Below are 23,871 nucleotides of genomic sequence, written 5' to 3' on the forward strand. Positions count from 1 at the left end.
AATGGCGGAGGGCGCAACCTTAGCCCTGAGAGGAGGTGGAGGGACCGCGGCCCCTCCCCAAACCGCTGCGCGGTTTTGACCCTCCCGCAAGGGGAGGGTTGGGTTCCTGGTCTGACACCGGACTCCGGCCCTCCGGCCGTCGCTTACGCTCCGGCGTTCGTCGCTCGAAACATGCCACCGGCATGTTTCGTTCGCTTCGCGAACCGATCCTCACCCCTCGAACGGCACGGGTAGCGCGTCTTCCGACAAGTTCGAGAAGCGCGTCAGTTCGTCGGTGAATTGCAGGCGGACCGTGCCGGTGGGGCCGTGGCGCTGTTTGCCGATGATGACTTCGGCGAGGCCATGGACCTGGCCCATCTGGTCCTGCCACTGCACGTATTCGACCGTGCCGGGCTTGGGCTCCTTGTTCTTCAGGTAGTACTCCTCGCGGTAGACGAAGAGCACGACGTCGGCGTCCTGCTCGATCGAGCCCGACTCGCGGAGGTCGGAGAGCTGCGGGCGCTTGTCGTCGCGGTTTTCGACCTGACGCGAAAGCTGGGAGAGGGCGAGGATCGGCACGACGAGTTCCTTCGCCAGCGCCTTCAGCGCGTTGGTGATCTCGGTGACTTCCTGAACGCGGTTGTCGCCCTTCTTGGACGAGCCGGAGAGCAACTGGATGTAGTCCACCACGATCAGGTCGAGGCCGCGCTGGCGCTTGAGGCGGCGGGCGCGCGCCGCAAGCTGCGCGATCGACAGGCCGCCGGTCTGGTCGACGTAGAGCGGGATCTTGTTCATCTCGCGCGCCGCCTCGACGATGCGGCCGAATTCGCTTTCATCGATGCGGCCGCGGCGGATGTTGGAGGAGGGCACGCCCGACTGCTCGGCGATGATACGGGTGGCGAGCTGCTCGGCGCTCATTTCGAGCGAGAAGAAGCCGACGATGCCGCCGTTGACCGTCTTCATCGAGCCGTCCGGCTGCAGTTCGCCCGCCCACGCCTTGGCGATGTTGAAGGCGATGTTGGTGCCGAGCGCGGTCTTGCCCATGCCCGGGCGGCCGGCGACGATGACGAGGTCGGACGACTGCAGGCCGCCCATCAGGCGGTCGAGGTCGGTGAGGCCGGTCGCCATGCCGGACAGGTGGCCGTCGCGCCGGTAGGCGTTGGAGGCCATGTCGATGGCGGTGTAGAGCGCGGCGTCGAAACTCTCGAAGCCGGAGCCGAAGCTGCCTTTTTCGGCGAGCTCGAACAGGCGCTTTTCGGTGTCCTCGATCTGCGCCTTCGGCGGCTGATCGACGGACGCGTCGTAGGCGACGTTGACCATGTCCTCGCCGATGGTGATCAGCGAGCGGCGGATGGCGAGGTCGTAGACCGAGCGGCCGTAGTCCTCGGCGTTGATGATGGTGGTGGCTTCGGCGGCCAGCCGCGCGAGGTATTGCGCGAGGTTGATGTCGCCGATGGCGAGATCGGCAGGGAGGAACGTCTTGATGGTGACCGGGGTCGCCACCTTGTTGGCGCGGATCAGTTGCCCGGCGACCTCGAAGATGACGCGGTGGACCGGCTCGAAGAAATGCTGCGGCTCGAGGAAATCGGAGACGCGGTAGAACGCCTCGTTGTTGACGAGGATGGCGCCGAGCAGCGCCTGCTCGGCCTCGACGTTCTGCGGCGCCGAGCGGTAGGCCTCCGCCGTGGCTGCACTTTCGATGACGCGGGCCGCGAGGGCCATTCGGACAGTCTCCTCACTCTGTCGCGCTGCGACAGCGCCCGTACGGCGAGCCGGCGGGCAGTCTTCTGATTCTTGCTACGTGGGGAACGCGGGGGTACCGAGAACGCAACCACACAATGCTGAACGTGTCTCGTTCCGCGATCCCTGTGTAGCGACAGGTGGCGGCCCTCGGAAGCGACGCGCGTCCTTACCGCCCGGTGTTCACACGGCGCGGTGCGAAAATATGACAGCAGCTTGCATGTTGCCGAAGGGCACCGCCGACGACGGTGGTAGCCGATTCGTTTGGGAGAAATTGGGGCGGTGCGTTGCGACGCCTGTTGTCTCTGTGCGGTCTCGGTTGGCACACCTCTCCCTGGAGGGAGAGGTGACCAACGGGCAACGAGGGCGCTATTCCCCCGCGATGCGCACCGGCGAGCGATCGCCGGCGACGCTTTCCTTGCGACGCAGCGCGTCCTCGGCCTCAACCATGTAGCGCCGCGTCAGCGGCAGCGACTCGAGCTTCTTCGACAACTGGATCTGGAAGTTGTCGAGGTTGCCGACGCGGAACGCGACCTCGGACGACACGAGGTAGAACTCCCACAGGCGCACGAAGCGCTCGTCGAAGAACGTCAGCACCTGATCCCGGTGCGCCATGAAGCGATCGCGCCACGCCCGCAGCGTCTTGGCGTAGTGCAGGCGAAGGATCTCGACGTCGGTGGTGAACAGGCCGGACTTCTCGATCGCCGGCATGACCTCCGACACGGACGGAATGTAGCCGCCGGGGAAGATGTATTTCTGGATCCACTCGCTGGTGTAGCCGGGCGAGCCGACGCGGCCGATCGAGTGGAGCAGCATCGTGCCGTCGGCGGTGAGCAGGCGCTTCACCTGGTTGAAGAATTCGCGGTAGTGGCCGACGCCGACGTGCTCGAACATGCCGACCGAGACGATGCGGTCGAACGGCCCTTCCAGCGTCCGGTAGTCCTGCAGCAGGAAGCGCGCCTTCTTGGCGAGGCCGCGCTCCTCGGCGCGACGATTGGACACGGCAAACTGCTCGTCGGAGAGCGTGACGCCGGTGACCTCGACGTCGAAATGCTGGGCGAGGTAGAGGCCGAGGCCGCCCCAGCCGGAGCCGATGTCGAGGATGCGCTGCCCCGGCTTGATGTCGAGCTTGGCGGCGAGGTGGCGCTTCTTGGCGAGCTGGGCCTCGTCGAGGCTTTCGACGCCGTCCTCGAAGTAGGCGCAGGAATACTGCATGTCCTCGTCGAGGAAGAGGGAATAGAGGCGCCCGTCGAGGTCGTAGTGCGAATGGACGTTGGCCCGCGAGCGCTTGCGGTTGTTGGCCTGGTCGAGCCGGCGGGTGGCGTAGTGGTAGGCCGCGCGGGCGACCACCGGCCACGGCGGGATGACGCCCTCGACGTTGAGGAACAGGAGCATCATGAAGTCGTAGAGCGTGCCCTGCTCGAGGACGAAGCCCTGGTCGACGTATTCCTCGCCGAGCTTCAGGTCGGGATTGTTGGCGACCGCCCGTTCGGCCGCCTCACTGGTGAAGCGGGCCCTGACCGGGTCGCCGGTGCCGTCGCCGTAGCGGTGGGACTTGCCATCCGCATCGACAATCTCCAGCGAGCCCCGCTTTATCGCGCGGCGAAGGAATTTTTCGATTCTGCCATACATGGAGCGGTGCCCGGCATGACTGCCGGATGCCTCTGAAGACGTTGCCCAAGGACGTTCCCGGAAATAGGGGACGCGCCCACGCGGTCAAATCTAGTCCCGAAAGATGGAACCGTTCAACAAGTTACTCGCCAGCCGGCGGCATATAGCCCGGCAATTGACGAGAGGCCGCCGGTCGCGGCTACATGCCGGCTATGATTTACACCGTTGGGCTGCGTGAAAAATACGAGCCGCGCATCGATTCCGGCACGGCCTTGAAGGCCGGGCCGCATCCCGATGCCCAGGGCAAGCACCAGAACGGCGGCTGGGTATGGCGGACGGCGGCCGAGGCCCGCGCCTTCCTGCAGTCGCGGAAGGGCGGGGCCGAGCGCGAGGTCTACGCCGTCATGGCCGAATGGGAGCTGGACACGGTCACCGTCCCCGGCGAGCCGACGCGCTGCCTGACCCGGGACGCGCTGGTCTTCCGCGTCGCGCCGGGCACGGGATAGGCGTCCGATGGCCAAGCGCGGCATCGTCTACGCCTGCTCCAACGAGCGCTGGTTCGGCGAGACGCTGGTATCGGCCGAGTCGGCCCGCCACCACATGCCCGACCTCGGGCGCCACATGTTCATCACCCGCGACCTGAACTCCAGGGTCGGCGACCGGCTCAAGGGCCTGTTCACCGACATCGTCGTGCTCGATGCGGCCGAACACGCGCACCGGCCGCGCTTCGAGGCAGCGCTGAGGGCCGAGGTCGACGAAGGCATCTACATCGACGGCGACACGCTGTTCCTGGCGCCGGTCTACGAGCTGTTCGACATTCTGGGGCCGTTCGACATCGGGCTCGCCGCGGCGCCGCAGTACATCAGCCCGCTCGGCGTGCGCATGGGGATACCGAAGCTGTTGCCGAAAACGCCGGATGCGATTCCGGAGTGGAACGGCGGCCTGATGGTGGCGCGCGCCGACGACGGCTTCCGCCGGTTCGTCACCGACTGGATCGCGCTGTTTGCGCAGTGTGCCAAGGTCGGGTTCGAGCTCGACCAGCCGGCGCTGCGCGTCGCGCTGGTCAGGAGCGGCCTGCGCATCGCGACGCTGCCCAACAACTATAATCTCCGCGCGCTGGTGCCGCAGAACGTCGCCGGCGAGGTAAAGATCCTCCACGCCCACGGCGAGCTGAAGCGGATCGGGGCGACGATCAACGCGTCAAAAGGAATGCGGCTGTTCGTGCCGAGGCCGGAAGACATCCACGGCTACCAGCCGAAATAAAAAAGCCGGCGTGGAGGTCCACGCCGGCTGATCTGGGGTAGTGGAGCGGGACTAGGCCGAAGCCTCGGTCTCCGTCTCGGCGTCGGCTTCCTCGCCGTCGGCCTTCGGCGCCGCGCCTTCCTCGAAGACTTCGGCAGCGCTCGGCGCCGCATCGTCTTCGTCCTCGTCGCGGCGCGAGCCGGTGAGGACCTCGCCGCGCGCCTGGCGCACGGCTTCTTCCTCGCTGCGCGCGACGTTGACGGTGACGCGCGTATCGACTTCCGGATGGAGCGCGATCGAGACTTCGTGCAGGCCGATCGTCTTGATCGGCTGGTTGAGCTCGACCTGGCTGCGCGCGACCGTGAAGCCGGCGGCCTCGATCGCCTCGGCGAGATCGCGCGTCGTCACCGAGCCGTAGAGATGGCCGGCTTCGCCCGCCTGGCGGACGACGACGAACGACTGGCCGCTGAGCTTGGTGGCGATCTTCTCGGCCTCGGACTTGCGCTCGAGGTTGCGGGCTTCGAGCGTGTGGCGCTCGGCCTCGAACTTCTTGCGGCTGGCTTCGGATGCGCGCAGCGCCTTGCCCTGCGGCAGCAGGAAGTTGCGTGCAAAGCCGTCCTTGACGCGGACGACGTCGCCCATCTGGCCCAGCGTTGCGATGCGTTCAAGCAGGATGACTTCCATCGGGGTCGCTCCTTACCGGATCACGTAGGGCAGGAGGCCCAGGAAGCGGGCGCGCTTGATCGCCTTGGCGAGCTCGCGCTGCTTGTTGGCCGACACCGCGGTGATGCGCGACGGCACGATCTTGCCGCGCTCCGAGATGTAGCGCTGCAGGAGGCGGGCGTCCTTGTAGTCGATCTTCGGGGCGTTAGCGCCGGAGAACGGGCAGGTCTTGCGGCGGCGGAAGAACGGCCGGCGGGCGCCCTGCGAGGTTGCTGCTTCAGACATTATTCTGCACCTCCGACTTCGGCATCATCGCGGGCCGGCCGGTCCCCGAAGTCGCGGCGCGGGCGGTCGCCGAAATCGCGGCGCGGGCCGCGGTCGCGATCGCCGAAGCGGCCACCGCCACCCGGGCGTCCGCCGTCGCGGTCGTCGCGGTCGCTCTTGCGCAGCATCGCCGACGGGCCTTCTTCCAGCTCATCGACGCGGATGGTGAGGAAGCGGATAACGTCTTCGTTGAGGCGCTCCTGGCGCTCGACCTCGGCGACGGCCGCGGGCGGCGCGTCGATGTTGAGGAGCGTGAAGTGCGCCTTGCGGTTCTTCTGGATGCGGTAGGTCAGGGACTTGAGGCCCCAGTTTTCGATCTTGGCGATCTTGCCGCCGGCGCCTTCGATGACGCCCTTGAACTGCTCGACGAGCGCATCGACCTGCTGGCTCGACACATCCTGCCGCGCCATGAATACGTGTTCGTATAGAGGCATACGTTGCCTTTCCTTCTTTGTTCGCCGGCGCCAAGCCTCGCCGAAGTCCTGAGGAAAGGACTATCGGAGATCCTTCGTGAGCGGGAACACCGGAAGACGGACCACCATTGGTCCTGCGGCTTGCGCCGCCTTCCGTTCAGCCCCCGGCCGGGGTCCCTTGCGGGACGGCCGGGGTTATACGCGGGAATTGGCGGAATGCAAGGGCCGGGGCCAGGCTGCGGCCGATGGTGTAGGGCCCGCGGCGCGCGGTTTTCCGCACCGCCATGACGAGGGCGACCCAGAGGACGATGGCGGGCGGCGTCACGATCCGGTTCCAGACGATCCAGCTCGCCGCCCCGAGCGAGGCGTACACGACAAGACAAGCGAGCCGCGCCGGCCGCGCGAAGGCCTGCCGGCGTTTTCCGGAGCGTCGGCCGGCAATGACATCGCTGTCCTCCTGCGTCGTGACGAAAAACGGATGCCAAGTCTTTGAACATTGTTCAAGATGGATGTCGCCGGGCGTGGCTCTTAGCCTCCGTAGTATTCACAGTGGGGATGTCACGCGCGCAGCGCCGTGCTCGCTGCGCAGGGAGAATTGAGTAACCAACACCTGCCACTGTGGTTGCCGCGCTGGCGTTCGCTTGTCATTGCCTTCGGGCGATCAGCGCGATGCTCTTCCCCAGGCGACCATGAGTTCCGACAACAACAGCTTCACGATCGACGACCGGCGCCGCAGCCGCAGCGGTCGCCGCGCCGACGAACGGCGCAAGGCCGAACTGGCGCGCCGGCGCTCGCCGCGCATGCGTACGCTGAAGGGTGCCCAGATCATCGTGCCGGCGGGTTCGTCTGTAGCCTGCATCGTGCGCAACATCTCGGAGACGGGCGCCTGCCTGCAATTGCAGACGCCGGTGTTCCTGTCGCACACCTTCGATCTGGTTTTCGACGACCCCGACTGGTCGCGCCGCTCGTGCCGCGTCGTGTGGCGCGAGGCGCTGCTGATGGGCGTCGAATTCACGACGAGGGAGTCGGAGGGCGGCCCGATCCGGCGGGCGCTGCAGCGGCTGCTGTCCGGCAAGCGCGGGTAGGGCGACCGGGCTGCCGACTAGGTGCCGGTCCGCCGGAAGGGGATGACGATGATTCCCTGGAAAGAGACGACGTCGCCGTTTTGCCAGGTCGGCGGCGACAGCGCCGACAGGATCTTGCGGTTGGCGCCTCCCGACATCGCCACGATCACAAAGTTGCCCTGCAGGCCGCCGGGCGGTAACCGGCTGGCGTCGATGACGCAGGGCAGAGGCTGCTTGAGATAGTAGGACAGGACGCGCGCATAACCGGCGTCGGGAACGAGCACGCAACCGTCGGTCCCGACGTGCGACGCGAGGTATGGCGCGGCACGCCGCCAATCTTCGTGCGGGGCAGGCCTGCCATAGGCAAGGCCGAGGGTGATGGTGAAGGCGACGACAAGCGCGACCGCCGTGGCGCTTCTCCATCCGTCTACGAAGCGGCTGAGCCCGACCGACGCCAGCAGCAGGAAGGCGGGCAGCGAACCGATGATGTAGCGGCCGATGAAGATGGGCGTGCTGACGAGGGAGATCGCGATGCCGATGACCACCGGTCCCAGCATCCATGCGAGCACGACCCACAGGTCGGGAGATGCCGCGAGCCCGATCCGCCCGGCCTGCGCATGGTCGCCGTCGCCGGGCCGCGGCTGAACGAAGGCGGCCGCGATCGCGAGCATCAGCGCGATGAAGACGAGCGCCCCCGACGCGACATTGAATAGCTGGGTCATGACGTAGCCGAGGTCGGGGTAGGAGATCCAGAACCCCTTCTCGTGGATATCGTTCGCGCGTCCGAGCAGCAGCCAGGCCCACGGCGCAAAGGCCAGCCCGGCGGCCAACTGCAGCAGCACCCAGATCACCGGACTCGGCGCTTCCGGGTCGGGACGCAGGAAGAGGACGACGAGGACGGCCGCGCTCACGCAGAGCCAGGCGAAGGCACCGTAAGGGTGCGTGTAGAGCAGGAGCACGGCGGCGGCGAACGCGGCGATCACGCGCCCCAGCGTCGCCTTGCGCATCAGCCATAGCGACGTTCCGGCGAACAGCGTCGCGTTCAGCGACAAGAGGGCATAGTTGCGCGCCTCCTGCGAGTACCAGATGTGGAAGGGCGACAGCGCCAGGAGCGACGCCGCGATCAGCCCGGTGATCCGGCCGCCGACGATCGTGCCCACCCAGTAGAGCGCGAGCACATTGGCAGCGCCGAAGACCGCGGAGCTGATGCGCAGCGCCCACTCGCCCTGTCCGAACAGACGCATCGAGGCGGCGAGGATGAGATTGTGCAGGGGTGGGTAGTTGTCGCCGGCCGTCGCCGCGAGGATGTCGAAGAAGCTTCCCTGTGCTTCCCCCCACGAGGACGCTTCGTCGCGCCACAGGCTGTCGTCGCCGAGGCCGTGCAGGCGAACGTAGGCGGCGACCACGAGGATCACGGCCAGCGCGATGGAGCTGCCGCGATCCGTGACGAGCCATCCGCGCGCTTCCGCGCGTTCTGCAATACCGTATGCCAATACCCGCCCCCTAGCGCTTGCCAAAAACACTAGCATCGCGGACGCCGGGCGCAACGCGACACGAGGCGCCCGGCTTGACTTGTCCCGTGTCGTCGCGCTGAAACGCCGGCGCCGATGGAGCGTCTAATGAAGTTGCCGAATTTTCCCGTCGAGGGCGGGTGCCAGTGCCGCGCCGTGCGCTATCGCGTGACGGCCGGGCCGCTCTCCGTTTATGCCTGCCATTGCAAGGACTGCCAGCGGGCGAGCGGCACGACGCATACGCTGTCGATGTTCATGCGGCGCGACGACGTCGAGCTGCTGCAGGGGACATTGGTCAGATACGACAAGGCGGCCGACAGCGGACGTACGGTGCGCACCTGCGGCTGCGGCCAGTGCGGCACGCGGGTGTGGAACGAGCCGCTGTCGTTCCCAGAGTTTCTGGTCGTCCGCCCCGGCACGCTCGACGACATGAGCTGGGCGAAGCCTGTCGGCAACATCTGGACGGACAGCAAGGCGCCGTGGGTCGTGATCGATCCGGCGGTGCCGAATTTCCCGCGCCAGCCGCCGAGCCGGCAGCCGCTGTTCGATGCGTGGGCTCGGGCGCTCGCGGAGGGTTGAGACACCCTCGCCAAAACCGCAAAGTGCGGTTTTTGCCCTCCCGCAAGGGGAGGGCTCGGGCGCAGGAGTGCGCCTCGGCTTGACTCCCACGGCCATGCAAGGCTCAAAGGCCGGCAACGGCGGGGCGACTCCGCCGGGGCAGGGGAAGCCGCAAGCGCATGACGACAGCCTTCACGTTTCCGGGGCAGGGGAGCCAGGTGGTCGGCATGGGCAAGGCCCTCGCCGACGCCTTCTTCGAGGCGAACGCCGTGTTCGAGGCGGTCGACGATGCGCTGGGCGAGAAGCTGTCGACCGTCATCTTCGAAGGCCCGATCGAGACGCTGACGCTGACCGAGAACGCGCAGCCGGCGCTGATGGCGGTGAGCCTCGCCGCGATCCGCGTGCTGGAAGCGCGCGGCGTGCGCATCCGGGAGAAGGTGGCGTTCGTCGCCGGCCATTCGCTCGGCGAATATTCCGCGCTGGCCGCCGCCGGGGCGCTGACCGTCGGCGATGCGGCGAAGCTGTTGCGCACCCGCGGGCGCGCCATGCAGCAGGCGGTGCCGTTCGGCGTTGGTGCGATGGCGGCGCTGCTCGGCATGGACCTGGAGCAGGCGCGCGAAGTCGCGGCGGAAGCGGCGATGTCGGAAGTCTGCGAGACCGCCAACGACAACGGCGGCGGGCAGGTCGTCATCTCCGGCCACAAGGCGGCGGTGGAACGCGCCGTCGAGATCGCCAAGGCGAAGGGCGCCAAGCGCGCCATCCTTCTGCCGGTGAGCGCGCCCTTCCATTGCCGGCTGATGGAGCCGGCGGCGAAGGTGATGGAGATGGCGCTCGCGGCGGCCGAGATAAAGGAACCGCACGTGCCGCTGATCGCCAACGTGACGGCGGCGCCGGTGACGACGCCGGACGAAATCCGCGCGCGGCTGGTCGAGCAGGTGACCGGCATGGTGCGCTGGCGCGAGTCGGTGCAGATGCTGGCGGCCGGCGGCGTCAACACGTTCGTCGAGATCGGCGCCGGCAAGGTGCTGTCCGGGCTGGCCAAGCGGATCGTCGACGGCGCGGAGACGCTGACCGTCGGCACGCCGGCGGAAATCGACGCGGCGGTAGTGAAACTCGCGTGAGGGGGATCATCCGATGTTCGAACTGACCGGCAAGCGCGCATTGGTCACCGGCGCCAGCGGCGCCATCGGTGCGGGCATCGCCCGCGCGCTGCACAGGCAGGGCGCCATCGTGGCGCTCTCCGGCACCAAGGTCGCCGCGCTCGAGACACTGGCGGCCGAGCTCGGCTCCAATGTCTTCATCACGCCGGCCGACCTCAGCAAGAAGGACGAAGTCGAGAAGCTGGTGCCCGACGTCGAGGCGGCGACCGGCGGCGAGATCGACATTCTCGTCAACAACGCCGGCATGAACCGCGACATGCTGTTCGCCCGCATGTCGGACGAGGACTGGCAGTCGGTGCTGGACGTGAACCTCACCTCGGCGTTCCGCCTGATCCGCGCGGCGCTGCGCGGCATGATGCGCCGCCGCGCCGGCCGCATCGTTTCGATCTCGTCGGTGGTGGCGGTGGTCGGCAATCCCGGCCAGGCCAACTACTCGGCTTCGAAGGCCGGACTGCAGGCGATGACGCGGTCGCTCGCGGCGGAGATCGCCAGCCGCAACGTCACCGTCAACTGCGTCGCGCCGGGCTTCACGACCTCGGCGATGACCGACGCGCTGAACGAGAAGCAGAAGGCGGCGATCATGGAGCGCGTGCCGGTCCGCCGCCTCGGAACGCCCGCCGAAATCGCCGCCGCGGTGGTCTATCTCGCCTCCGACGAGGCCGCCTACGTGACCGGCCAGACAATCCACGTCAACGGCGGCATGGCCATGATTTGACTGGGGAATTTGCCGTAGCCGGCAGGGCTGGATGAGGCCCGGAAGCCGGCTGGCAATGCCCGGGAAAGTATGTTACTTGGCTCCGCAATACCGATGGAAAAGCTTGGCTTTCTGCCGGTCACGGCGGCGAATCTGCACTGAAATTCCCAGGGGTATTTCCTCGGTTTTGTGCAGCGGCCGACAAACGATCGCTTGCGAGGCGAAGGCGCCTCACTGATGATCACACGAAGGGCAATGGGATTCTGCACACATGAGCGACATCGGTGACCGGGTAAAGAAGATCGTGGTCGAGCATCTCGGCGTCGAAGCCGAGAAGGTGGTCGAGGGGGCGAGCTTCATCGACGACCTCGGCGCGGACTCCCTCGACACGGTCGAGCTGGTCATGGCCTTCGAGGAAGAGTTCGGTGTCGAAATCCCGGACGATGCCGCCGAGACGATCCTGACCGTTGGCGACGCCATCGGCTTCCTGGAAAAGAACTCCGCCTGATCGGACGCGCCTGAAGTTGTGCCGGGCCTTGCGGGCTTCGCGGGACCGGCAGCCTCGTTTGGCGCCAAACCCCATGAGCTGCCCATGAGACGCGTCGTCGTCACCGGACTTGGCATGGTGACGCCTCTGGGCGTCGGCGTGGATGCGGCGTGGGCGAACGCCGTCGGCGGCAAGAGCGGCATCACGCGCATCACCGACTTCGAGGTTTCCGATCTGGCGTGCCAGATCGCGGGCACGCTGCCCAAGGGCTCGAAGGCGGACGGCAAGTTCCAGGCGGACGACTGGATGGAGCCGAAGGAAAGCCGCAAGGTCGATCCGTTCATCATCTACGCGGTGGCCGCGGCCGACCAGGCGCTCGACGATGCCAACTGGCATCCCGAGACGCGCGACGACCAGATCGCCACCGGCGTGCTGATCGGCTCCGGCATCGGCGGCCTGCAGGGCATCGACGATGCGGCGATCACGCTCAAGGAACGCGGGCCGCGCCGCATCTCGCCGTTCTTCATTCCGGGCCGGCTGATCAATCTGGCCTCGGGGCAGGTCTCGATCCGCCACGGCCTCAAGGGCCCGAACCATTCCGTCGTCACCGCCTGCTCGACCGGTGCGCACGCCATCGGCGATGCCAGCCGGCTGATCGCGCTGGGCGATGCCGACGTCATGGTCGCCGGCGGCACGGAGTCGCCGGTCTGCCGCCTGGCGATCGCCGGCTTCGCGGCGTGCAAGGCGCTGTCGACGCATTTCAACGATGCGCCGGAAAAGGGATCGCGCCCCTACGACCAGGATCGCGACGGCTTCGTCATGGGCGAGGGCGCCGGCGTCGTCGTGCTCGAGGAGCGCGAGCATGCGCTGGCGCGCGGCGCCAAGATTTACGGCGAGGTCGTCGGCTACGGCCTGTCGGGCGACGCCTATCACATCACCGCGCCGGCCGAGGATGGCGACGGCGCCGAGCGCTGCATGCGCATGGCGATGAAGCGCGCCGGCATCAGCGCCGACGACATCGACTACATCAACGCCCACGGCACCTCGACCATGGCCGACGAGATCGAATTGCACGCGGTCGAGCGCGTCGTCGGCAACGCCGCAGCCAAGGTTTCCATGTCGTCGACCAAGTCGGCGACCGGGCACCTGCTCGGAGCGGCCGGCGCGGTCGAGGCGATCTTCTCGCTGCTCGCCATCCGCGACAACCTCGCGCCGCCGACGCTGAACCTCGACAATCCGTCGGTGGTCACCGCCTTGGACCTTGTGCCGCACACGGCGCGCTCCCGCAAAATCGACGTGGCGCTGTCGAATTCCTTCGGTTTCGGCGGCACCAACGCCTCGCTGGTATTCCGCCGCCACGCTTGAACTGCCTCTCCCGTTTTCGCCATTATCGGTGCTATGTTCGCCGCCGATGCGAGGGCGAATCTGTGAAGCGGTAGAAAGAGTTCGAGTGGCATGGCTGACCTGAGGGTGGACTACCGGCGCGAGCCATACGCCGACGACGCCGAGGTTCTGTCGAAGCGCCTGTCGTCGTCGCTGGGCCGCTCCTCGCCGAAGTCGCCGACCGAGGCGCTGCAACCGGAGGCCGTGCCGCCGCCGCCGTTGCGTTCGCGCGCCGTCCGCCATCCGCTGGTCGTCTTCCTCAATTTCGTGCTGACGGTGGTGATCGTCGGCATCGTCGCGCTGGGCGCCGGCATCTTCGCCGCCAAGGTGCAATTCGAGCGCGCCGGCACGCTCGACCAGGCCCGTGCCATCACGGTCGACCGCGGCGGCAGCCTCGGCACCATCGCCGACCAGCTCCAGAAGGACGGCGTCATCTCGTCGAAGTGGCTGTTCGTCGGCGGCGTCACCATCGCGCGCCAGCAGAACGCGCTGAAGGCCGGCGAGTACCTCATCCCGGCGCACGCCTCGATGCGCGACATCATGGATGCCATGGTCACCGGCAAGGGCATCCTCTACTCGATCTCGATCCCCGAGGGGCTGACCAGCCAGCAGATCGTCGACCGCCTGAACTCGGAAGACATTCTCGTCGGCGACATCGCCGAGACGCCCCCGGAAGGCTCGCTGCTTCCCGAGACGTACAAATTCACGCGCGGCGATACGCGCCAGTCGATCATCACGCGCATGCAGCGCGAACGCGACCGCGTGGTCGCCGACGTCTGGTCGCGCCGCGCGCCCGATCTTCCCGTGACGACGCCGGACGAGCTGGTCGTGCTCGCCTCGGTGGTCGAGAAGGAAACCGCGCTGGCCGACGAGCGCAGCCGCGTCGCCGCCGTGTTCGTCAATCGCCTGCGCCTCAACATGCGCCTGCAGTCGGACCCGACCGTGATCTACGGCCTGTTCAAGGGCGCCGGCAAACCCTCGGGCTACACGCTGTCGCGCGCCGATCTCGAGAAGTCGTCGCCCTACAACACCTATGTCATCGCCGGCCTGCCGGCGGGGCCGATCGCCAACCCGGGCCGCGCCTCGCTGGAAGCCGTCGCCAACCCGTCGCGCACCCGCGATCTGTTCTTCGTCGCCGACGGCACCGGCGGCCACGCCTTCGCCGAGACCTACGAGGCGCACCTCAAGAACGTGACGCGCTGGCGCGACATCAGCGCCAACTCCGGCGCCGCCGCTTCTGCCGGCGAGACCCAGGCCCCGCCGGCGAACACGCCGCCCGCCGACGATGCGCCGCCTGCTGCCGCGGCGCCGGCCGACGCGACGACGGTGCCGACGCCGACTGCCCGTCCGGCGGTGCCCAACCCGACGGCGAAGCCGAAGGCCAAGCCGCTGCCGAGCGCGCAGACCACGAGCGACCAGCCGATGGCGCTGACGCCGACCGACGACCAGCCCGACCCGGAAGGCGCCGCCGGCCAGTAGCGCTGCCGGCAGCGCCCTTGAACCGGCGGGCTTTGGCGGCTTTGATGCCCGCCAGCCGCCGCGACCGATTCTCTCCTGCCGAAGTAGGCCGCCGATGCCCCTGTCCTCGATGACCGGCTTTGCCCGCGCCGATGGCGCCGGCAGCGGCTATCGCTGGACGTGGGAACTGAGGAGCGTCAACGGCAAGGGTCTCGACCTGCGCCTCCGCCTGCCGACCGGCTTCGAGCATCTGGAAGCCGCGGCGCGGGAGAAGATCGGCGCGGCGCTGACGCGCGGCAACCTGCAGGTGACGCTGAGCGTGCAGAGCGACGCCGGCGCCGTCCACATCCGCGTCAACGACGCGGTGCTGGCGGAAGTCGCCGCCGCGATGGCGCATGTTCGCGGCCGCATCGAGGTGCAGCCGCCGACGCTCGACGGCATCCTCGCCATCCGCGGCGTGCTGGAGACTTTCGAGGGCGTCGAGGATGAGGCGACACGCGCCGCGCTCGCCGCCGCTATTCTCGCCGATCTCGACGTAGCGCTGGCGGCTCTCACCGCCGACCGCGTACGCGAGGGGCACGCCATCGCCGTCGTGCTTGCCGGGCGCCTCGCCGAGATCGAGCGGCTGACGGCCGCCGCCGAGGCTTCGCCGGCGCGCACGCCGGAAGCGATCCGCGCGAAGCTTTCCGAGCAGATCGCGATGCTGGTCGAGGCGAGTTCCGCGCTCGATGCCGACCGGCTGCATCAGGAGGCGGTGATGCTCGCCACCCGCGCCGACATCCGCGAGGAGCTCGACCGGCTGGCGGCGCACATCGCCGCCGCCCGCGCGCTGCTCGCCGAGGACGGCGCCGTTGGCCGCCGCCTCGATTTCCTGGCGCAGGAATTCAACCGCGAGGTCAACACGCTCTGCTCGAAGTCGAACGACCGCGGCCTCACCGCCATCGGCCTCGACCTCAAGGCCGTGGTCGACCAGTTCCGCGAGCAGATCCAGAACCTGGAATGACGATGGCCGAGACGATCAACCTGCCGCGCCGCGGCGTCCTGCTGGTGCTTTCCTCGCCTTCCGGCGCCGGCAAATCGTCGATCACGCGGGCGCTGGTGCAGGAGGAGGGCGAGCGCCTGTTCCTGTCGATCTCGGTGACGACGCGCGCCAAGCGGCCGAGCGAGATCGAGGGCATCCATTATTATTTCATCGATCCGGTGCGCTTCTCCTCGATGCGCCAGGGCGGCGAACTGCTCGAATGGGCCGAGGTGCACGGCAACCTCTACGCCACGCCGCGCGCGCCGGTCGAGGCCGCGCTCGCCAAGGGCGAGGACGTGCTCTTCGACATCGACTGGCAGGGCACGCAGCAGCTCGTCGCCGCGATGCCGGAGGACATCGTCACCATCTTCATCCTGCCGCCGAGCATGAAGGAATTGCAGGCGCGGCTGGAGCGGCGCGCCGAGGACAACGCCAAGGTCATCGCCAACCGCCTCGCCAATGCGACCAGCGAGATCGGGCACTGGACGGAGTACGACTACGTCGTGATCAACGACCAGCTCGAGCGGGCGCTGGGTTCGGTCCGCGCCATCCTCGCGGCCGAGCGGCTGAAGCGGGCGCGGCAGACCGGGATGCCGGGGTTTGTCGCGGGGTTGTTGAAGCGGTAGCAAGCTCAGGTCGTGGTTGTTCCCCTCTCCCCTTGTGGGAGAGGGCTTCGCCTCTTGAGAGCAAAGCGAACTAGAGGCGAAGGGTGAGGGGGCTGTCGGCGGAGATCGTGAAGCGGGGCCGCGCCCCCTCACCCTCTTTCTCTAGTCTCGCTGCGCTCGCCAAGAGAAAGAGCCCTCTCCCACGAAGGGAGAGGGAACCCAGCGTCACCGTTCGCCCACCGCATTCGCCAGCGCAACAAATCCCGCAACGTCAATCTCCTCCGCCCGCCGCGTCTCCTCGATTCCTGCCGCCGCGAGCAGCGCCAGCGTGTCCCCGCCAAGAGATTTGAGGCTCTGGCGCAGCATCTTGCGCCGCTGGCCGAAGGCGGCGGCGACGACGCGTTCCAGCACGTCCGGGTCGCACGCCAGCGGCCGCGGGCGCGGGATGAGCTGCACCAGCGACGACGTCACCCTCGGCGGCGGCGTGAAGGCGCGCGGGTCGATGTCGAACAGGATCTCGGCCTCGCTCCGCCAGCCGGCGAGCACGCCGAGGCGGCCGTACGTCTTGCTGCCCGGCGGCGCCACGATGCGCTCGGCGACCTCGCGCTGGAACATCAGCGTCAGCGACTCGAACCACGGCGGCCACGGCTCGGTGCGCAGCCACCCGACCAGCAGCGGCGTCGCGATGTTGTAGGGCAGGTTGGCGACGACCAGCGTCCGTCCGTCGGCGAACGGCGTCAGGTCGACGCTGAGGGCGTCGCCGGCGACGATCGTCAGGCGGCTGGGGTAGTGCGCGGCGATCTCGTTGAGCGCGGCGATGCAGCGCTCGTCGCGCTCGATGGCGACGACGTGGGCGGCGCCCTCGGCGAGCAGCGCGCGCGTCAGGCCGCCGGGTCCGGGGCCGATCTCGATGACGGTGGCGTCGGTGAGCCGGCCGGCGGCGCGCGCGATGCGCGAGGTGAGGTTGAGGTCGAGCAGAAAATTCTGGCCGAGATTTTTCTTCGGCGCGATGTCGTAGCGGGCGATGACCTCGCGCAGCGGCGGCAGGTCGTCGATCTGGCTCATGCCGCCGTTTCGTTGGCGACCAGCTCGGCCGCCATGCGCAGCGCCGCGGCGAGGCTCGAGGCGTCCGCCTTGCCGGAGCCGGCGATGTCGAAGGCGGTGCCGTGGTCGGGCGAGGTGCGGATGAAGGCGAGGCCGAGCGTGACGTTGACCGTCTCGGTGAAGTCGATGGTCTTCGCCGGGATCAGCGCCTGGTCGTGGTACATGCAGATCGCCGCGTCGTAGGTGGCGCGCGCCCTGGCGTGGAACATCGCGTCCGACGACAGCGGGCCGCGCGCGTCGATGCCCTCGGCGCGCAGCATCGCGACGGCCGGGCGGACGATGCGCTCGTCCTCGTCGCCGAAGGCGCCGTTCTCGCCGGCGTGCGGATTGAGGCCGGCGACGGCGAGGCGCGGTTGCGGCCGGGCAAAACGCCGGCGGAGTTCGTCGGCGACGATGCGCGCGGTATCGACGATGAGCGCGGTGGTGAGCGTTGTCGCGACGTCGTGCAGCGGGATGTGGATGGTCACCGGCACCGTCTTCAATTCCGGGCCCGCGATCATCATCACCGGTCGCGCCTGCGACCCGGTCCACGTCGCCGACAGCGTGCCGAGAAACTCGGTGTGGCCGGGATGACGGAAGCCGGCGTCGAACAGCGTCTTCTTCGAGATCGGGCAGGTGACGACGGCGCTCGCCATGCCGGCGCGGACGTCGCCGACGGCGCGGGCGATCGCCTCGATCACCGACTGCGCCGTGGCCGTGCTGGGCGCGCCCGGAGTCGCCCTGACCGGGGCGGACAGCGGCACGACCGGCAGCGCGCGGCCGAAAATGGCGTTGGCCTCGCCGGGCGAGGTCGCCTCGACCGGAACGTCAAGGTTGAGGCGGCGGGCGAGGTCGGCGTAGAGCGTGGGATCGCCGAGGCAGTAGAACGGCGGCAGCCTGAATTCGGCGCGGCGCGACCAGGCGGCAAGCGTCACGTCCGGGCCGATGCCGGCCGGCTCGCCCATCGTCAGGGCGAGCGGCGGGCGAGTGTCCGTCGGGCCCGCCATCGCCGATCAGCGATACTGAATGATGGCGCGGTCGCGCAGTTCCTTGAGGTAGTCCTTGCCGAGGCCCTCGGCCTGCTTGAGGTAGAGGTCGTTCTCGGCCGCGTCGCGCGCCGCCGTGGCGCTCTGGATCGAATGCGCCGAGCACACGGCGACGAGCTCGATGCCGAGCGAAGTCTGCGTCGGCGGCGAGGTGTGGCCGACCTCGGTCTTCTGGATCGCCTCGCCGTCCGGCCCCTGGAGCTGGGTCGAATCGCGGCGGCCGATGTCCTTGACCACGACGCCGCGCAGCTGCTTGGCCTTGTTGAGGCTCTGGTCGCAGCCCGGGAAGGCCTGGCGGAAGGCGTTGGCCTCGTTGCGCCGCTGCATGTAGGCGCCGGCGCTGGAGCCCGACGGCACGACGAACACGATCTGCTGCAGCGTGTACTCACTGATGGTCAGCGACTTCGGATCCTTGGTCTCGAGCGCCGCCTGGATGTCCTCGCTCTTGACCGAGGCTTTCAACGCCGTGCGCTGCTGGACCAGTTGCCCCCAGATCATCTGCGCCCGCAGCCGCTTCTTCAGCGAACTGGCGTCGATGCCCTGGCTGCCCAGCGCCTGCGTGAACGCCGCCGGCGACATCTTGAGGCGGGTGCTGATCGTGGCGAAGGCGGCCTCGACCTGAGCGTTGGAGACGTCGACGCCGCGGCGCTGCGCCTCGAGCAGTTCCAGCGTCTCGCTGATCAGCTCCTCCTGCGCGTCCGCCTGCGTGCCCTTGCCGCCGCCGAGCTTGTTGAGCTTGAGACGCTGGCTGATGTCGTAGGCGGTGATCGGCACGTCGTTGACGAGAATCGGGATCGAGCTGTTGCCGCTGGGCTTGCCGGTCGGCTTGCCGAGGTTGTCGCTGCTCGCCACCGTGACCGCGGAGGCCGGGATGTCGGGTGTGCTGTTGCAGCCGGCGAGCGCGCCGGCGGCGATGAGCACGGCCGCGCCGGCGGCGGCAAGACGGATACGGAAATGCGACACGGAAGCCACCCTCACGATGCGCCCCGCCGCAGGCAGGGCACCATGACGAAGCGATGAAACTAGCATGGCGGGTGGGGGGTCGAGTAGGGACGGAGGATCAACATCTGACCAGCATACACAGGGCGGATTCGGGCGAAATGATGGGCGCCGGCCGCGGCAGAACCGTTCGGCCTAGTTCTGCAGCTTGCTGAGGTTGCCGGAGACCGCCGCGTCGCCGAAGGTGCGCAGCGCAATGCGCAGGTTGAGCCACCGGCTCGGCTGGTCGCTGGCGTAGGTTTCGCTGTAGGCGAGCGACAGCGTCAGGCACTCGTTGTCGAAGGCGACGCCGATGCTGTCGCCGGCGACCGCCTCCTTGGCGAAGTCGTATGTCACGGTGCCGAAGGCGCGCCACGTCTCCGACATGTTGACCGAGGCGGCGCCGCGGATCACCGATGCCGCCGACGTCACGCCGACATTCTGGTTTGAGCGCAGGTAGAGGTAGGAGGCCGAGGCCGTGATCGGGCCGAACGCCGTCGTCGCCTGCAGCTCGGCGCGGTTGACGTTGAACGATTTCTCGTCGAAGCGGCCGCGCGCCGCCACGCGCGGGCCGGTGCCGGTGTCGACCGAAACGCCGGCGACGTAGTCGGACATCGACGTCTCGAGGCCGGAATAGGCGCCGACGTTCGAGCCCGGATCGACGGCGAACGAATTGGTGCCGGCAAGCAGGATCGACTGGCCGAAGGTGCCCTGCACCTGCGCGCCGTTGGTGAACGTGCCGGTGTAGTTGACCCCGAGGTTCGCGCGCGTGCCGCCCTCGACGCGATCGAAGCCGGAGAACTTGTCGCGGTCGAACAGGTTCGAGACGTCGAACACCAGGCTCTGCGCGTCGTTGTTGGGCAGGACGCCGGCATCCATCTCGTCGGGACGCGCGATGACCTGGACCATCGGCTCGATGATGTGCGTCGAGCCGCCGACGGTGGCGAGGATCGGCAGGCTCCATTCGGCGCCGACGGTCGGCATGAAGCGGAAGGCCGAAGTCGAGGTCGTCAGCGGCGAGGCGGTGACGCCGTTCATGAAGAAGGCATCACCGCGCACCGAGGCGAACGGCGTGAACAACTGGCCGCCCGGGCCGACGATACGGCGCTGCCAGTCGAGTTCCTTGGTGATGCGCACCACGTCGCCGGCGGTGCCGTGGAAATAGGGATCGACGACGCCATCGACGAAGAACGGATCGTTCTCCTCGCGCACGACGTTGGCGATGTTGGAGATGTACGAAACCTCGCCGCCGAGGACATCGTTGGCGGCGACGCGCTGGTAGTCCACCACCGGAGCGACGACGCCCTGCCGCCCCTGATTGTAGAGGCCGGTATCGATGGAGGGGGCGCTTGCCGGGTCGGTCAGCACCTGGAAGTAGGACGACCGCGCCTCGAGGTAGTTGCGGTCGTGGATGCCGGTGAGGTGGACGGTGGACGTCGTTATCGCCGTGTCCTGGTTCAGCACGCCGTAGTCGCGCGTGAAGGAGCGGTCGGTGGACAGCGTGCCGTCCCAGCCGAGCGTCCAGTCGTTGTTGACCGCGAACTCGCCGGTGGTGCGCACGCCGCCGCGCACCGTCCGGTTGGCCGGCGAGCCGATCACGAAGCTGTTCGGGTCGAGTTGGTAGATGCCGGCGACATCGACCGAGTACTGGCCGTTGGCGGTGCGCTGGCGATATTCGCCGTCAAGCAGCAGGCCCTGTTTCGAGAAGACGGTCGGCGTGATCGTCGCGTCCTTGTCGGGCGAGATCACGTGGAAGTAGGGCAGCGCGCCGAAGGCGCCGACCCGGGCCGAGTAGCCGACGATCGGCGTGAGGAAGCCGCTCTTGCGCTTCACCGTCGCGTCCGGCGCGCCGAAGTACGGCAGGTACGCGATCGGCAGCCCGAAGAATTCGAGGCTGGCGTTGGTGAAGTACACCATGTGCTCTTGCTGATTGACGACGATCTTCTCGGCCTTGACGCTCCACAGCACCGGCTTCTCCGGATGCTCGGCGCACGGCTCGCACGCCGTGTAGGTGCCGTTGACGAAGGTCGTCGTGTCGCCGCCGCTGCGCTCCGCCCGCTCGGCGGCGAAATGGGCATGGTCGATGGTATCGACGCGCAGCGACTGCACGAAGCCTTCGCGGAAGTCGTCGGTGATGTCGATGTATTCGGAATAGAAGGCCGAGCCGGACGGATCGACGAGCTTGACGCTGCCCGTCGCGATCAGGCGACCGTTGCCCTTGTTGTAGGAGACCTTTTCGGCCTCGAGCGTATAGCCCGCGAAGTAGATTTTGACGTTGCCGACGGCGGCGACGGTGTTGCGGTCGTAGTCGTAGACGAGCTGGTCGGACTCGACGAGCATCTTCTCGTTCGGCGACACGGTGATCGGCGCGCTGAACGGCACATCGACGGCTTTGGTGGCGGCATCGACCGGGTTGGCTGCAACCGATGGCGAAACGAGGACGAGCAGAGTCAGCACGGCCACGGCGACAAAACCCGCCAAGGCCTGTGACGCTGGAACGACGTGGCGCGGAAGCGCCCCCCTCATCCGTCCTCCAGGTGCAACAGCACCGTAATCCCGACCAGCGTGGCTACGATTGCAGGTAGCCAAGCTGCCAGCGGTGGCGACACGATGCCGCCACTCCCCAAATCCCACGCAATTTTCATCACAACATAAAGCATGAAGCCTACGGCCACGCCAGTAATAATCACGCGTCCGAGGTCCCTCGAACGCGAGAAGCGGAGCGACACGTTGGCAGCGATAAGTACCATTGCCAAAAGGAGAATCGGGCGCGAGAGGAGCACGTTGTAGCGCAGGTCGTAGCGGTCCGAAGGAACGCCCGCATGACGCGCTGCGGCAGATAAGTCACGCAGTGACCAAAACGAAACCGAATCAAGGGACAAGAAGGTTCGCTTCACCTCGTTTGCCGACAGATTGGTCGAAAGCTCGTAGGTGTCAGCCCGTTTCGGATTGCTGCTCACCGCCGTCACCGTGGCGTCCTCGAGCTTCCACGCGCCCGGATAGTAGTGCGCGCGGGCGGCATCGATCCGCTCGCGGAAGTGCCCGTTCGCGTCGAAGACGAACACCGTGACCGCGGTCAGCCCCAGCCCGTCGTCGAACGACTGGACCGAACCGATGATCGACTCGGTGCCGTCGTCGGCCTTCTGCCGGGCCCAGACCGGGCCATTGCCGCCCGTCACGTCGACCGGCTTCGACTGGTCGATGAAGACCGAGGCGCCGAGGCTGTTCGACCACGACAGGAGTGTCGCCGCGACGGGGTTGTAGACACCGGTCGCGATGGTGCCGGCGAGTAGCCCGACGACACAGGCCGGCAGCAGGAATTGCCACGCCGAGACACCGGCGGCGCGCGCCACCACGACTTCCAGCCGCCGGTTGGCGATGACGAACGCCGCGATCGAGCCGTAGAGCACGGCGAAGGGCAGGGAGTCTTCCGTCAGGCTGGGCACCTTGAACAGCGCCATCGCGGCGAGCCCCAGGCCCACCGTCGCGTCGCCTTTGAAGGCGCGGCTGAAGAACTCGAAGTAGGTGACCAGCGCGGTCAGCATGAACGCCAGCAGGAAAATCGCGCCGACCATCTTGGCGAAGTGGCGGGCGAAGTAGAACGACAGGGTGCGGCCGAGCATTTTCCGCCGCTCCTATTTCGACGCCGCCGGCGCGCGCGCGACCACGCCGCTGGCGCGCGCGAAGAACCGCTCGCCGATCGCGACGATCCGGTCGGGCGGCCGCCATTGCGCTCCCGACAGCACGAGGATGATGACGAGCAGCGTCAGCCCGATCGGGATGGCATAGACCAGGACCTGCGCCACCAGGCTCGTCTCGACCGGCAGGAAGAACGGCACGGCGCGGATGACGACCGCGAGAAAACCGGCGGCGGCGATGCTGGCGCTGCGGCTTTGGCGCGTCGATTCCGCCTGGCCAAGGAACAGCAGCGGGATCAGCGCGAACAGGAAGCAGTAGAGCGGCGAGGTCAGCCGGTCGTTGAGCTCGGCGTGGAACTTCGCCGGGAATTCCTGGAAGTAGGGATCCTCCGGATCGGGATGGATCAGGTATTCGGTCGGCCGTTCGAGCGGCTTCAGCACCGGAACCGTGCCCGTGCTGGAGAAGCTCGACAGATCGAAGGCGTACGAGGAAAATTCGATCATCGAGATCGACTGGTCGATCTTGCTGCGCTGCTGGATGGTGCCATTGCCCATGATCAGGAACACGCCCAGCGGATTTTCCAGGATCGCGCCCTTCTCGGCGAGGTAGGAGATGGTCTTGTCGGCGTCGCGATCGTCGGAAACGAAGATGCCGCCGAGCGACCCATCCTGGTTGCGGTTGCGGATCGAGAAGGTCAGCTTCGGCGACAGCGAGACGAACGCGCCCTCCTGCATGAACTGGGTGATGATGTTGCCGCGCACGTTGGTGATCAGCACCTGCCAGGTGCGCAGCGCCAGCGGCGCGAAGTAGAGCGTCATCGAGGCGACGATCAGCGTCGAGACGAACGCCACGACCAGCACCGGCTTCAGGATCGCCGTCTGGCGCGCGCCGCTGGCGTTGATGACGACCAGCTCGGCGTCGCTGTTCAGCGAGGTGAAGGAATAGATCACCGCGATCAGGATCGAGACCGGGAAGACGATGGCGACCAGCACCGGCACGAGCAGCGCCGACACCTGCAGGAAGGTGGTGACCGCCTGGCCGTTGGCGGTGACGAGGTCGAACTGGGTGAGCGCCTGGCTGAGCCACAGCATCGCGCCGAGCGCCAGGAACGTCAGGACCGTGGCGCTGACGATCCGGCGAAGGATGTATCGCTCGATGAGCTTCATTCAGGAACCTGGGCGTCAGAGCTTCACGAGCGACGGCTTCGCCGGG

23 protein-coding genes are annotated in these 23,871 nt (G+C 67.7%); 11 read left to right on the top strand and 12 right to left on the bottom strand.

Annotated elements, in window-relative coordinates; genetic code table 11:
• Positions 1–210 precede the first annotated feature (210 nt).
• Positions 211–1,701 carry a replicative DNA helicase gene (locus WDM94_07715; GenBank protein MEJ0012498.1) on the bottom strand — a complete coding sequence of 497 codons (1,491 nt, stop codon included), beginning with the start codon at positions 1,699–1,701 and terminating at the stop codon, positions 211–213.
• Between the two features lie 387 nt (positions 1,702–2,088).
• On the bottom strand, positions 2,089–3,351 hold the full coding sequence (locus WDM94_07720; protein MEJ0012499.1) for a cyclopropane-fatty-acyl-phospholipid synthase family protein: 1,263 nt from the start codon (positions 3,349–3,351) through the stop codon (positions 2,089–2,091).
• A gap of 191 nt (positions 3,352–3,542) precedes the next feature.
• On the opposite strand from WDM94_07720, the gene WDM94_07725 reads away from it, so the two are divergent.
• Positions 3,543–3,836 (top strand): hypothetical protein, encoded by a 294-nt coding sequence (locus tag WDM94_07725; GenBank protein ID MEJ0012500.1) that lies wholly within the window; start codon positions 3,543–3,545, stop codon positions 3,834–3,836.
• A 7-nt stretch (positions 3,837–3,843) separates the two neighbouring features.
• Positions 3,844–4,593 (top strand): hypothetical protein, encoded by a 750-nt coding sequence (locus WDM94_07730; protein ID MEJ0012501.1) that lies wholly within the window; start codon positions 3,844–3,846, stop codon positions 4,591–4,593.
• A gap of 51 nt (positions 4,594–4,644) precedes the next feature.
• Here the strand turns inward: WDM94_07730 and rplI are convergent, their stop codons facing one another.
• From rplI to rpsF, 3 genes are read right to left on the bottom strand one after another with little or no spacing between them, the layout of a single operon-like run.
• Positions 4,645–5,256, bottom strand: coding sequence for a 50S ribosomal protein L9 (gene rplI, locus WDM94_07735; GenBank protein MEJ0012502.1), 612 nt, complete (start codon positions 5,254–5,256; stop codon positions 4,645–4,647).
• Positions 5,257–5,268: 12 nt separating this feature from the next.
• Positions 5,269–5,520, bottom strand: a complete 252-nt coding sequence (rpsR, locus tag WDM94_07740) for a 30S ribosomal protein S18 (GenBank protein MEJ0012503.1) — start codon at positions 5,518–5,520, stop codon at positions 5,269–5,271.
• Positions 5,520–5,993 carry a 30S ribosomal protein S6 gene (rpsF, locus tag WDM94_07745; GenBank protein ID MEJ0012504.1) on the bottom strand — a complete coding sequence of 158 codons (474 nt, stop codon included), beginning with the start codon at positions 5,991–5,993 and terminating at the stop codon, positions 5,520–5,522. The genes rpsR and rpsF overlap by 1 nt, the downstream gene beginning before the upstream one ends.
• A 668-nt stretch (positions 5,994–6,661) precedes the next feature.
• On the opposite strand from rpsF, the gene WDM94_07750 reads away from it, so the two are divergent.
• Positions 6,662–7,057 carry a PilZ domain-containing protein gene (locus WDM94_07750; GenBank protein MEJ0012505.1) on the top strand — a complete coding sequence of 132 codons (396 nt, stop codon included), beginning with the start codon at positions 6,662–6,664 and terminating at the stop codon, positions 7,055–7,057.
• Between the two features lie 17 nt (positions 7,058–7,074).
• Here WDM94_07750 and WDM94_07755 read toward each other — a convergent pair whose 3' ends face one another.
• Positions 7,075–8,529, bottom strand: coding sequence for a glycosyltransferase family 39 protein (locus WDM94_07755; protein ID MEJ0012506.1), 1,455 nt, complete (start codon positions 8,527–8,529; stop codon positions 7,075–7,077).
• Positions 8,530–8,655: 126 nt separating this feature from the next.
• On the opposite strand from WDM94_07755, the gene WDM94_07760 reads away from it, so the two are divergent.
• The 8 genes from WDM94_07760 to gmk all read left to right on the top strand — a co-directional run bounded on the left by WDM94_07760 (position 8,656) and on the right by gmk (position 15,934).
• Positions 8,656–9,126: a GFA family protein gene (locus WDM94_07760; protein ID MEJ0012507.1), complete on the top strand. Its 471-nt coding sequence runs from the start codon at positions 8,656–8,658 to the stop codon at positions 9,124–9,126.
• Between the two features lie 158 nt (positions 9,127–9,284).
• Positions 9,285–10,226, top strand: coding sequence for an ACP S-malonyltransferase (fabD, locus tag WDM94_07765; protein ID MEJ0012508.1), 942 nt, complete (start codon positions 9,285–9,287; stop codon positions 10,224–10,226).
• A 13-nt stretch (positions 10,227–10,239) separates the two neighbouring features.
• Positions 10,240–10,980, top strand: a complete 741-nt coding sequence (gene fabG, locus WDM94_07770) for a 3-oxoacyl-[acyl-carrier-protein] reductase (GenBank protein MEJ0012509.1) — start codon at positions 10,240–10,242, stop codon at positions 10,978–10,980.
• Between the two features lie 250 nt (positions 10,981–11,230).
• Positions 11,231–11,467 carry an acyl carrier protein gene (locus WDM94_07775; GenBank protein MEJ0012510.1) on the top strand — a complete coding sequence of 79 codons (237 nt, stop codon included), beginning with the start codon at positions 11,231–11,233 and terminating at the stop codon, positions 11,465–11,467.
• An 84-nt stretch (positions 11,468–11,551) separates the two neighbouring features.
• A complete protein-coding gene (gene fabF, locus WDM94_07780) occupies positions 11,552–12,811 on the top strand; it encodes a beta-ketoacyl-ACP synthase II (GenBank protein ID MEJ0012511.1) in 1,260 nt (419 codons plus the stop codon).
• Between the two features lie 90 nt (positions 12,812–12,901).
• On the top strand, positions 12,902–14,308 hold the full coding sequence (gene mltG, locus WDM94_07785) for an endolytic transglycosylase MltG (GenBank protein ID MEJ0012512.1): 1,407 nt from the start codon (positions 12,902–12,904) through the stop codon (positions 14,306–14,308).
• 94 nt (positions 14,309–14,402) lie between these two features.
• Positions 14,403–15,290, top strand: coding sequence for a YicC/YloC family endoribonuclease (locus tag WDM94_07790; protein MEJ0012513.1), 888 nt, complete (start codon positions 14,403–14,405; stop codon positions 15,288–15,290).
• The gene (gene gmk, locus WDM94_07795) at positions 15,287–15,934 is read left to right on the top strand and encodes a guanylate kinase (GenBank protein ID MEJ0012514.1); all 648 of its coding nucleotides are present in this window, start codon (positions 15,287–15,289) and stop codon (positions 15,932–15,934) included. The genes WDM94_07790 and gmk overlap by 4 nt, the downstream gene beginning before the upstream one ends.
• A 204-nt stretch (positions 15,935–16,138) precedes the next feature.
• Here the strand turns inward: gmk and rsmA are convergent, their stop codons facing one another.
• The 6 genes from rsmA to WDM94_07825 form a co-directional block, all read right to left on the bottom strand.
• Complete coding sequence (rsmA, locus tag WDM94_07800) at positions 16,139–16,978, bottom strand: 16S rRNA (adenine(1518)-N(6)/adenine(1519)-N(6))-dimethyltransferase RsmA (GenBank protein ID MEJ0012515.1); 840 nt, start codon at positions 16,976–16,978, stop codon at positions 16,139–16,141.
• Positions 16,975–18,003, bottom strand: coding sequence for a 4-hydroxythreonine-4-phosphate dehydrogenase PdxA (pdxA, locus tag WDM94_07805; GenBank protein MEJ0012516.1), 1,029 nt, complete (start codon positions 18,001–18,003; stop codon positions 16,975–16,977). The genes rsmA and pdxA overlap by 4 nt, the downstream gene beginning before the upstream one ends.
• Positions 18,004–18,009: 6 nt before the next feature.
• Positions 18,010–19,005: a SurA N-terminal domain-containing protein gene (locus tag WDM94_07810; protein ID MEJ0012517.1), complete on the bottom strand. Its 996-nt coding sequence runs from the start codon at positions 19,003–19,005 to the stop codon at positions 18,010–18,012.
• 171 nt (positions 19,006–19,176) lie between these two features.
• Positions 19,177–21,483: an LPS-assembly protein LptD gene (locus WDM94_07815; protein MEJ0012518.1), complete on the bottom strand. Its 2,307-nt coding sequence runs from the start codon at positions 21,481–21,483 to the stop codon at positions 19,177–19,179.
• Between the two features lie 59 nt (positions 21,484–21,542).
• Positions 21,543–22,643: an LptF/LptG family permease gene (locus tag WDM94_07820; GenBank protein MEJ0012519.1), complete on the bottom strand. Its 1,101-nt coding sequence runs from the start codon at positions 22,641–22,643 to the stop codon at positions 21,543–21,545.
• Positions 22,644–22,655: 12 nt separating this feature from the next.
• Positions 22,656–23,825: an LptF/LptG family permease gene (locus tag WDM94_07825; GenBank protein ID MEJ0012520.1), complete on the bottom strand. Its 1,170-nt coding sequence runs from the start codon at positions 23,823–23,825 to the stop codon at positions 22,656–22,658.
• Positions 23,826–23,871: the final 46 nt, after the last annotated feature.

It is taken from the genome of Bauldia sp. (genome assembly GCA_037200845.1).
Lineage (GTDB): Bacteria > Pseudomonadota > Alphaproteobacteria > Rhizobiales > Kaistiaceae > DASZQY01.

What these genes read in the sequence shown, in the direction of transcription:
- WDM94_07715 (MEJ0012498.1), bottom strand. Translation starts at nt 1,701, where the DNA reads ATGGCCCTCGCGGCCCGCGTCATCGAAAGTGCAGCCACGGCGGAGGCC.
- WDM94_07720 (MEJ0012499.1), bottom strand. Translation starts at nt 3,351, where the DNA reads ATGTATGGCAGAATCGAAAAATTCCTTCGCCGCGCGATAAAGCGGGGC.
- WDM94_07725 (MEJ0012500.1), top strand. Translation starts at nt 3,543, where the DNA reads ATGATTTACACCGTTGGGCTGCGTGAAAAATACGAGCCGCGCATCGAT.
- WDM94_07730 (MEJ0012501.1), top strand. Translation starts at nt 3,844, where the DNA reads ATGGCCAAGCGCGGCATCGTCTACGCCTGCTCCAACGAGCGCTGGTTC.
- rplI (MEJ0012502.1), bottom strand. Translation starts at nt 5,256, where the DNA reads ATGGAAGTCATCCTGCTTGAACGCATCGCAACGCTGGGCCAGATGGGC.
- rpsR (MEJ0012503.1), bottom strand. Translation starts at nt 5,520, where the DNA reads ATGTCTGAAGCAGCAACCTCGCAGGGCGCCCGCCGGCCGTTCTTCCGC.
- rpsF (MEJ0012504.1), bottom strand. Translation starts at nt 5,993, where the DNA reads ATGCCTCTATACGAACACGTATTCATGGCGCGGCAGGATGTGTCGAGC.
- WDM94_07750 (MEJ0012505.1), top strand. Translation starts at nt 6,662, where the DNA reads ATGAGTTCCGACAACAACAGCTTCACGATCGACGACCGGCGCCGCAGC.
- WDM94_07760 (MEJ0012507.1), top strand. Translation starts at nt 8,656, where the DNA reads ATGAAGTTGCCGAATTTTCCCGTCGAGGGCGGGTGCCAGTGCCGCGCC.
- fabD (MEJ0012508.1), top strand. Translation starts at nt 9,285, where the DNA reads ATGACGACAGCCTTCACGTTTCCGGGGCAGGGGAGCCAGGTGGTCGGC.
- fabG (MEJ0012509.1), top strand. Translation starts at nt 10,240, where the DNA reads ATGTTCGAACTGACCGGCAAGCGCGCATTGGTCACCGGCGCCAGCGGC.
- WDM94_07775 (MEJ0012510.1), top strand. Translation starts at nt 11,231, where the DNA reads ATGAGCGACATCGGTGACCGGGTAAAGAAGATCGTGGTCGAGCATCTC.
- fabF (MEJ0012511.1), top strand. Translation starts at nt 11,552, where the DNA reads ATGAGACGCGTCGTCGTCACCGGACTTGGCATGGTGACGCCTCTGGGC.
- mltG (MEJ0012512.1), top strand. Translation starts at nt 12,902, where the DNA reads ATGGCTGACCTGAGGGTGGACTACCGGCGCGAGCCATACGCCGACGAC.
- WDM94_07790 (MEJ0012513.1), top strand. Translation starts at nt 14,403, where the DNA reads ATGCCCCTGTCCTCGATGACCGGCTTTGCCCGCGCCGATGGCGCCGGC.
- gmk (MEJ0012514.1), top strand. Translation starts at nt 15,287, where the DNA reads ATGACGATGGCCGAGACGATCAACCTGCCGCGCCGCGGCGTCCTGCTG.
- rsmA (MEJ0012515.1), bottom strand. Translation starts at nt 16,978, where the DNA reads ATGAGCCAGATCGACGACCTGCCGCCGCTGCGCGAGGTCATCGCCCGC.
- pdxA (MEJ0012516.1), bottom strand. Translation starts at nt 18,003, where the DNA reads ATGGCGGGCCCGACGGACACTCGCCCGCCGCTCGCCCTGACGATGGGC.
- WDM94_07820 (MEJ0012519.1), bottom strand. Translation starts at nt 22,643, where the DNA reads ATGCTCGGCCGCACCCTGTCGTTCTACTTCGCCCGCCACTTCGCCAAG.
- WDM94_07825 (MEJ0012520.1), bottom strand. Translation starts at nt 23,825, where the DNA reads ATGAAGCTCATCGAGCGATACATCCTTCGCCGGATCGTCAGCGCCACG.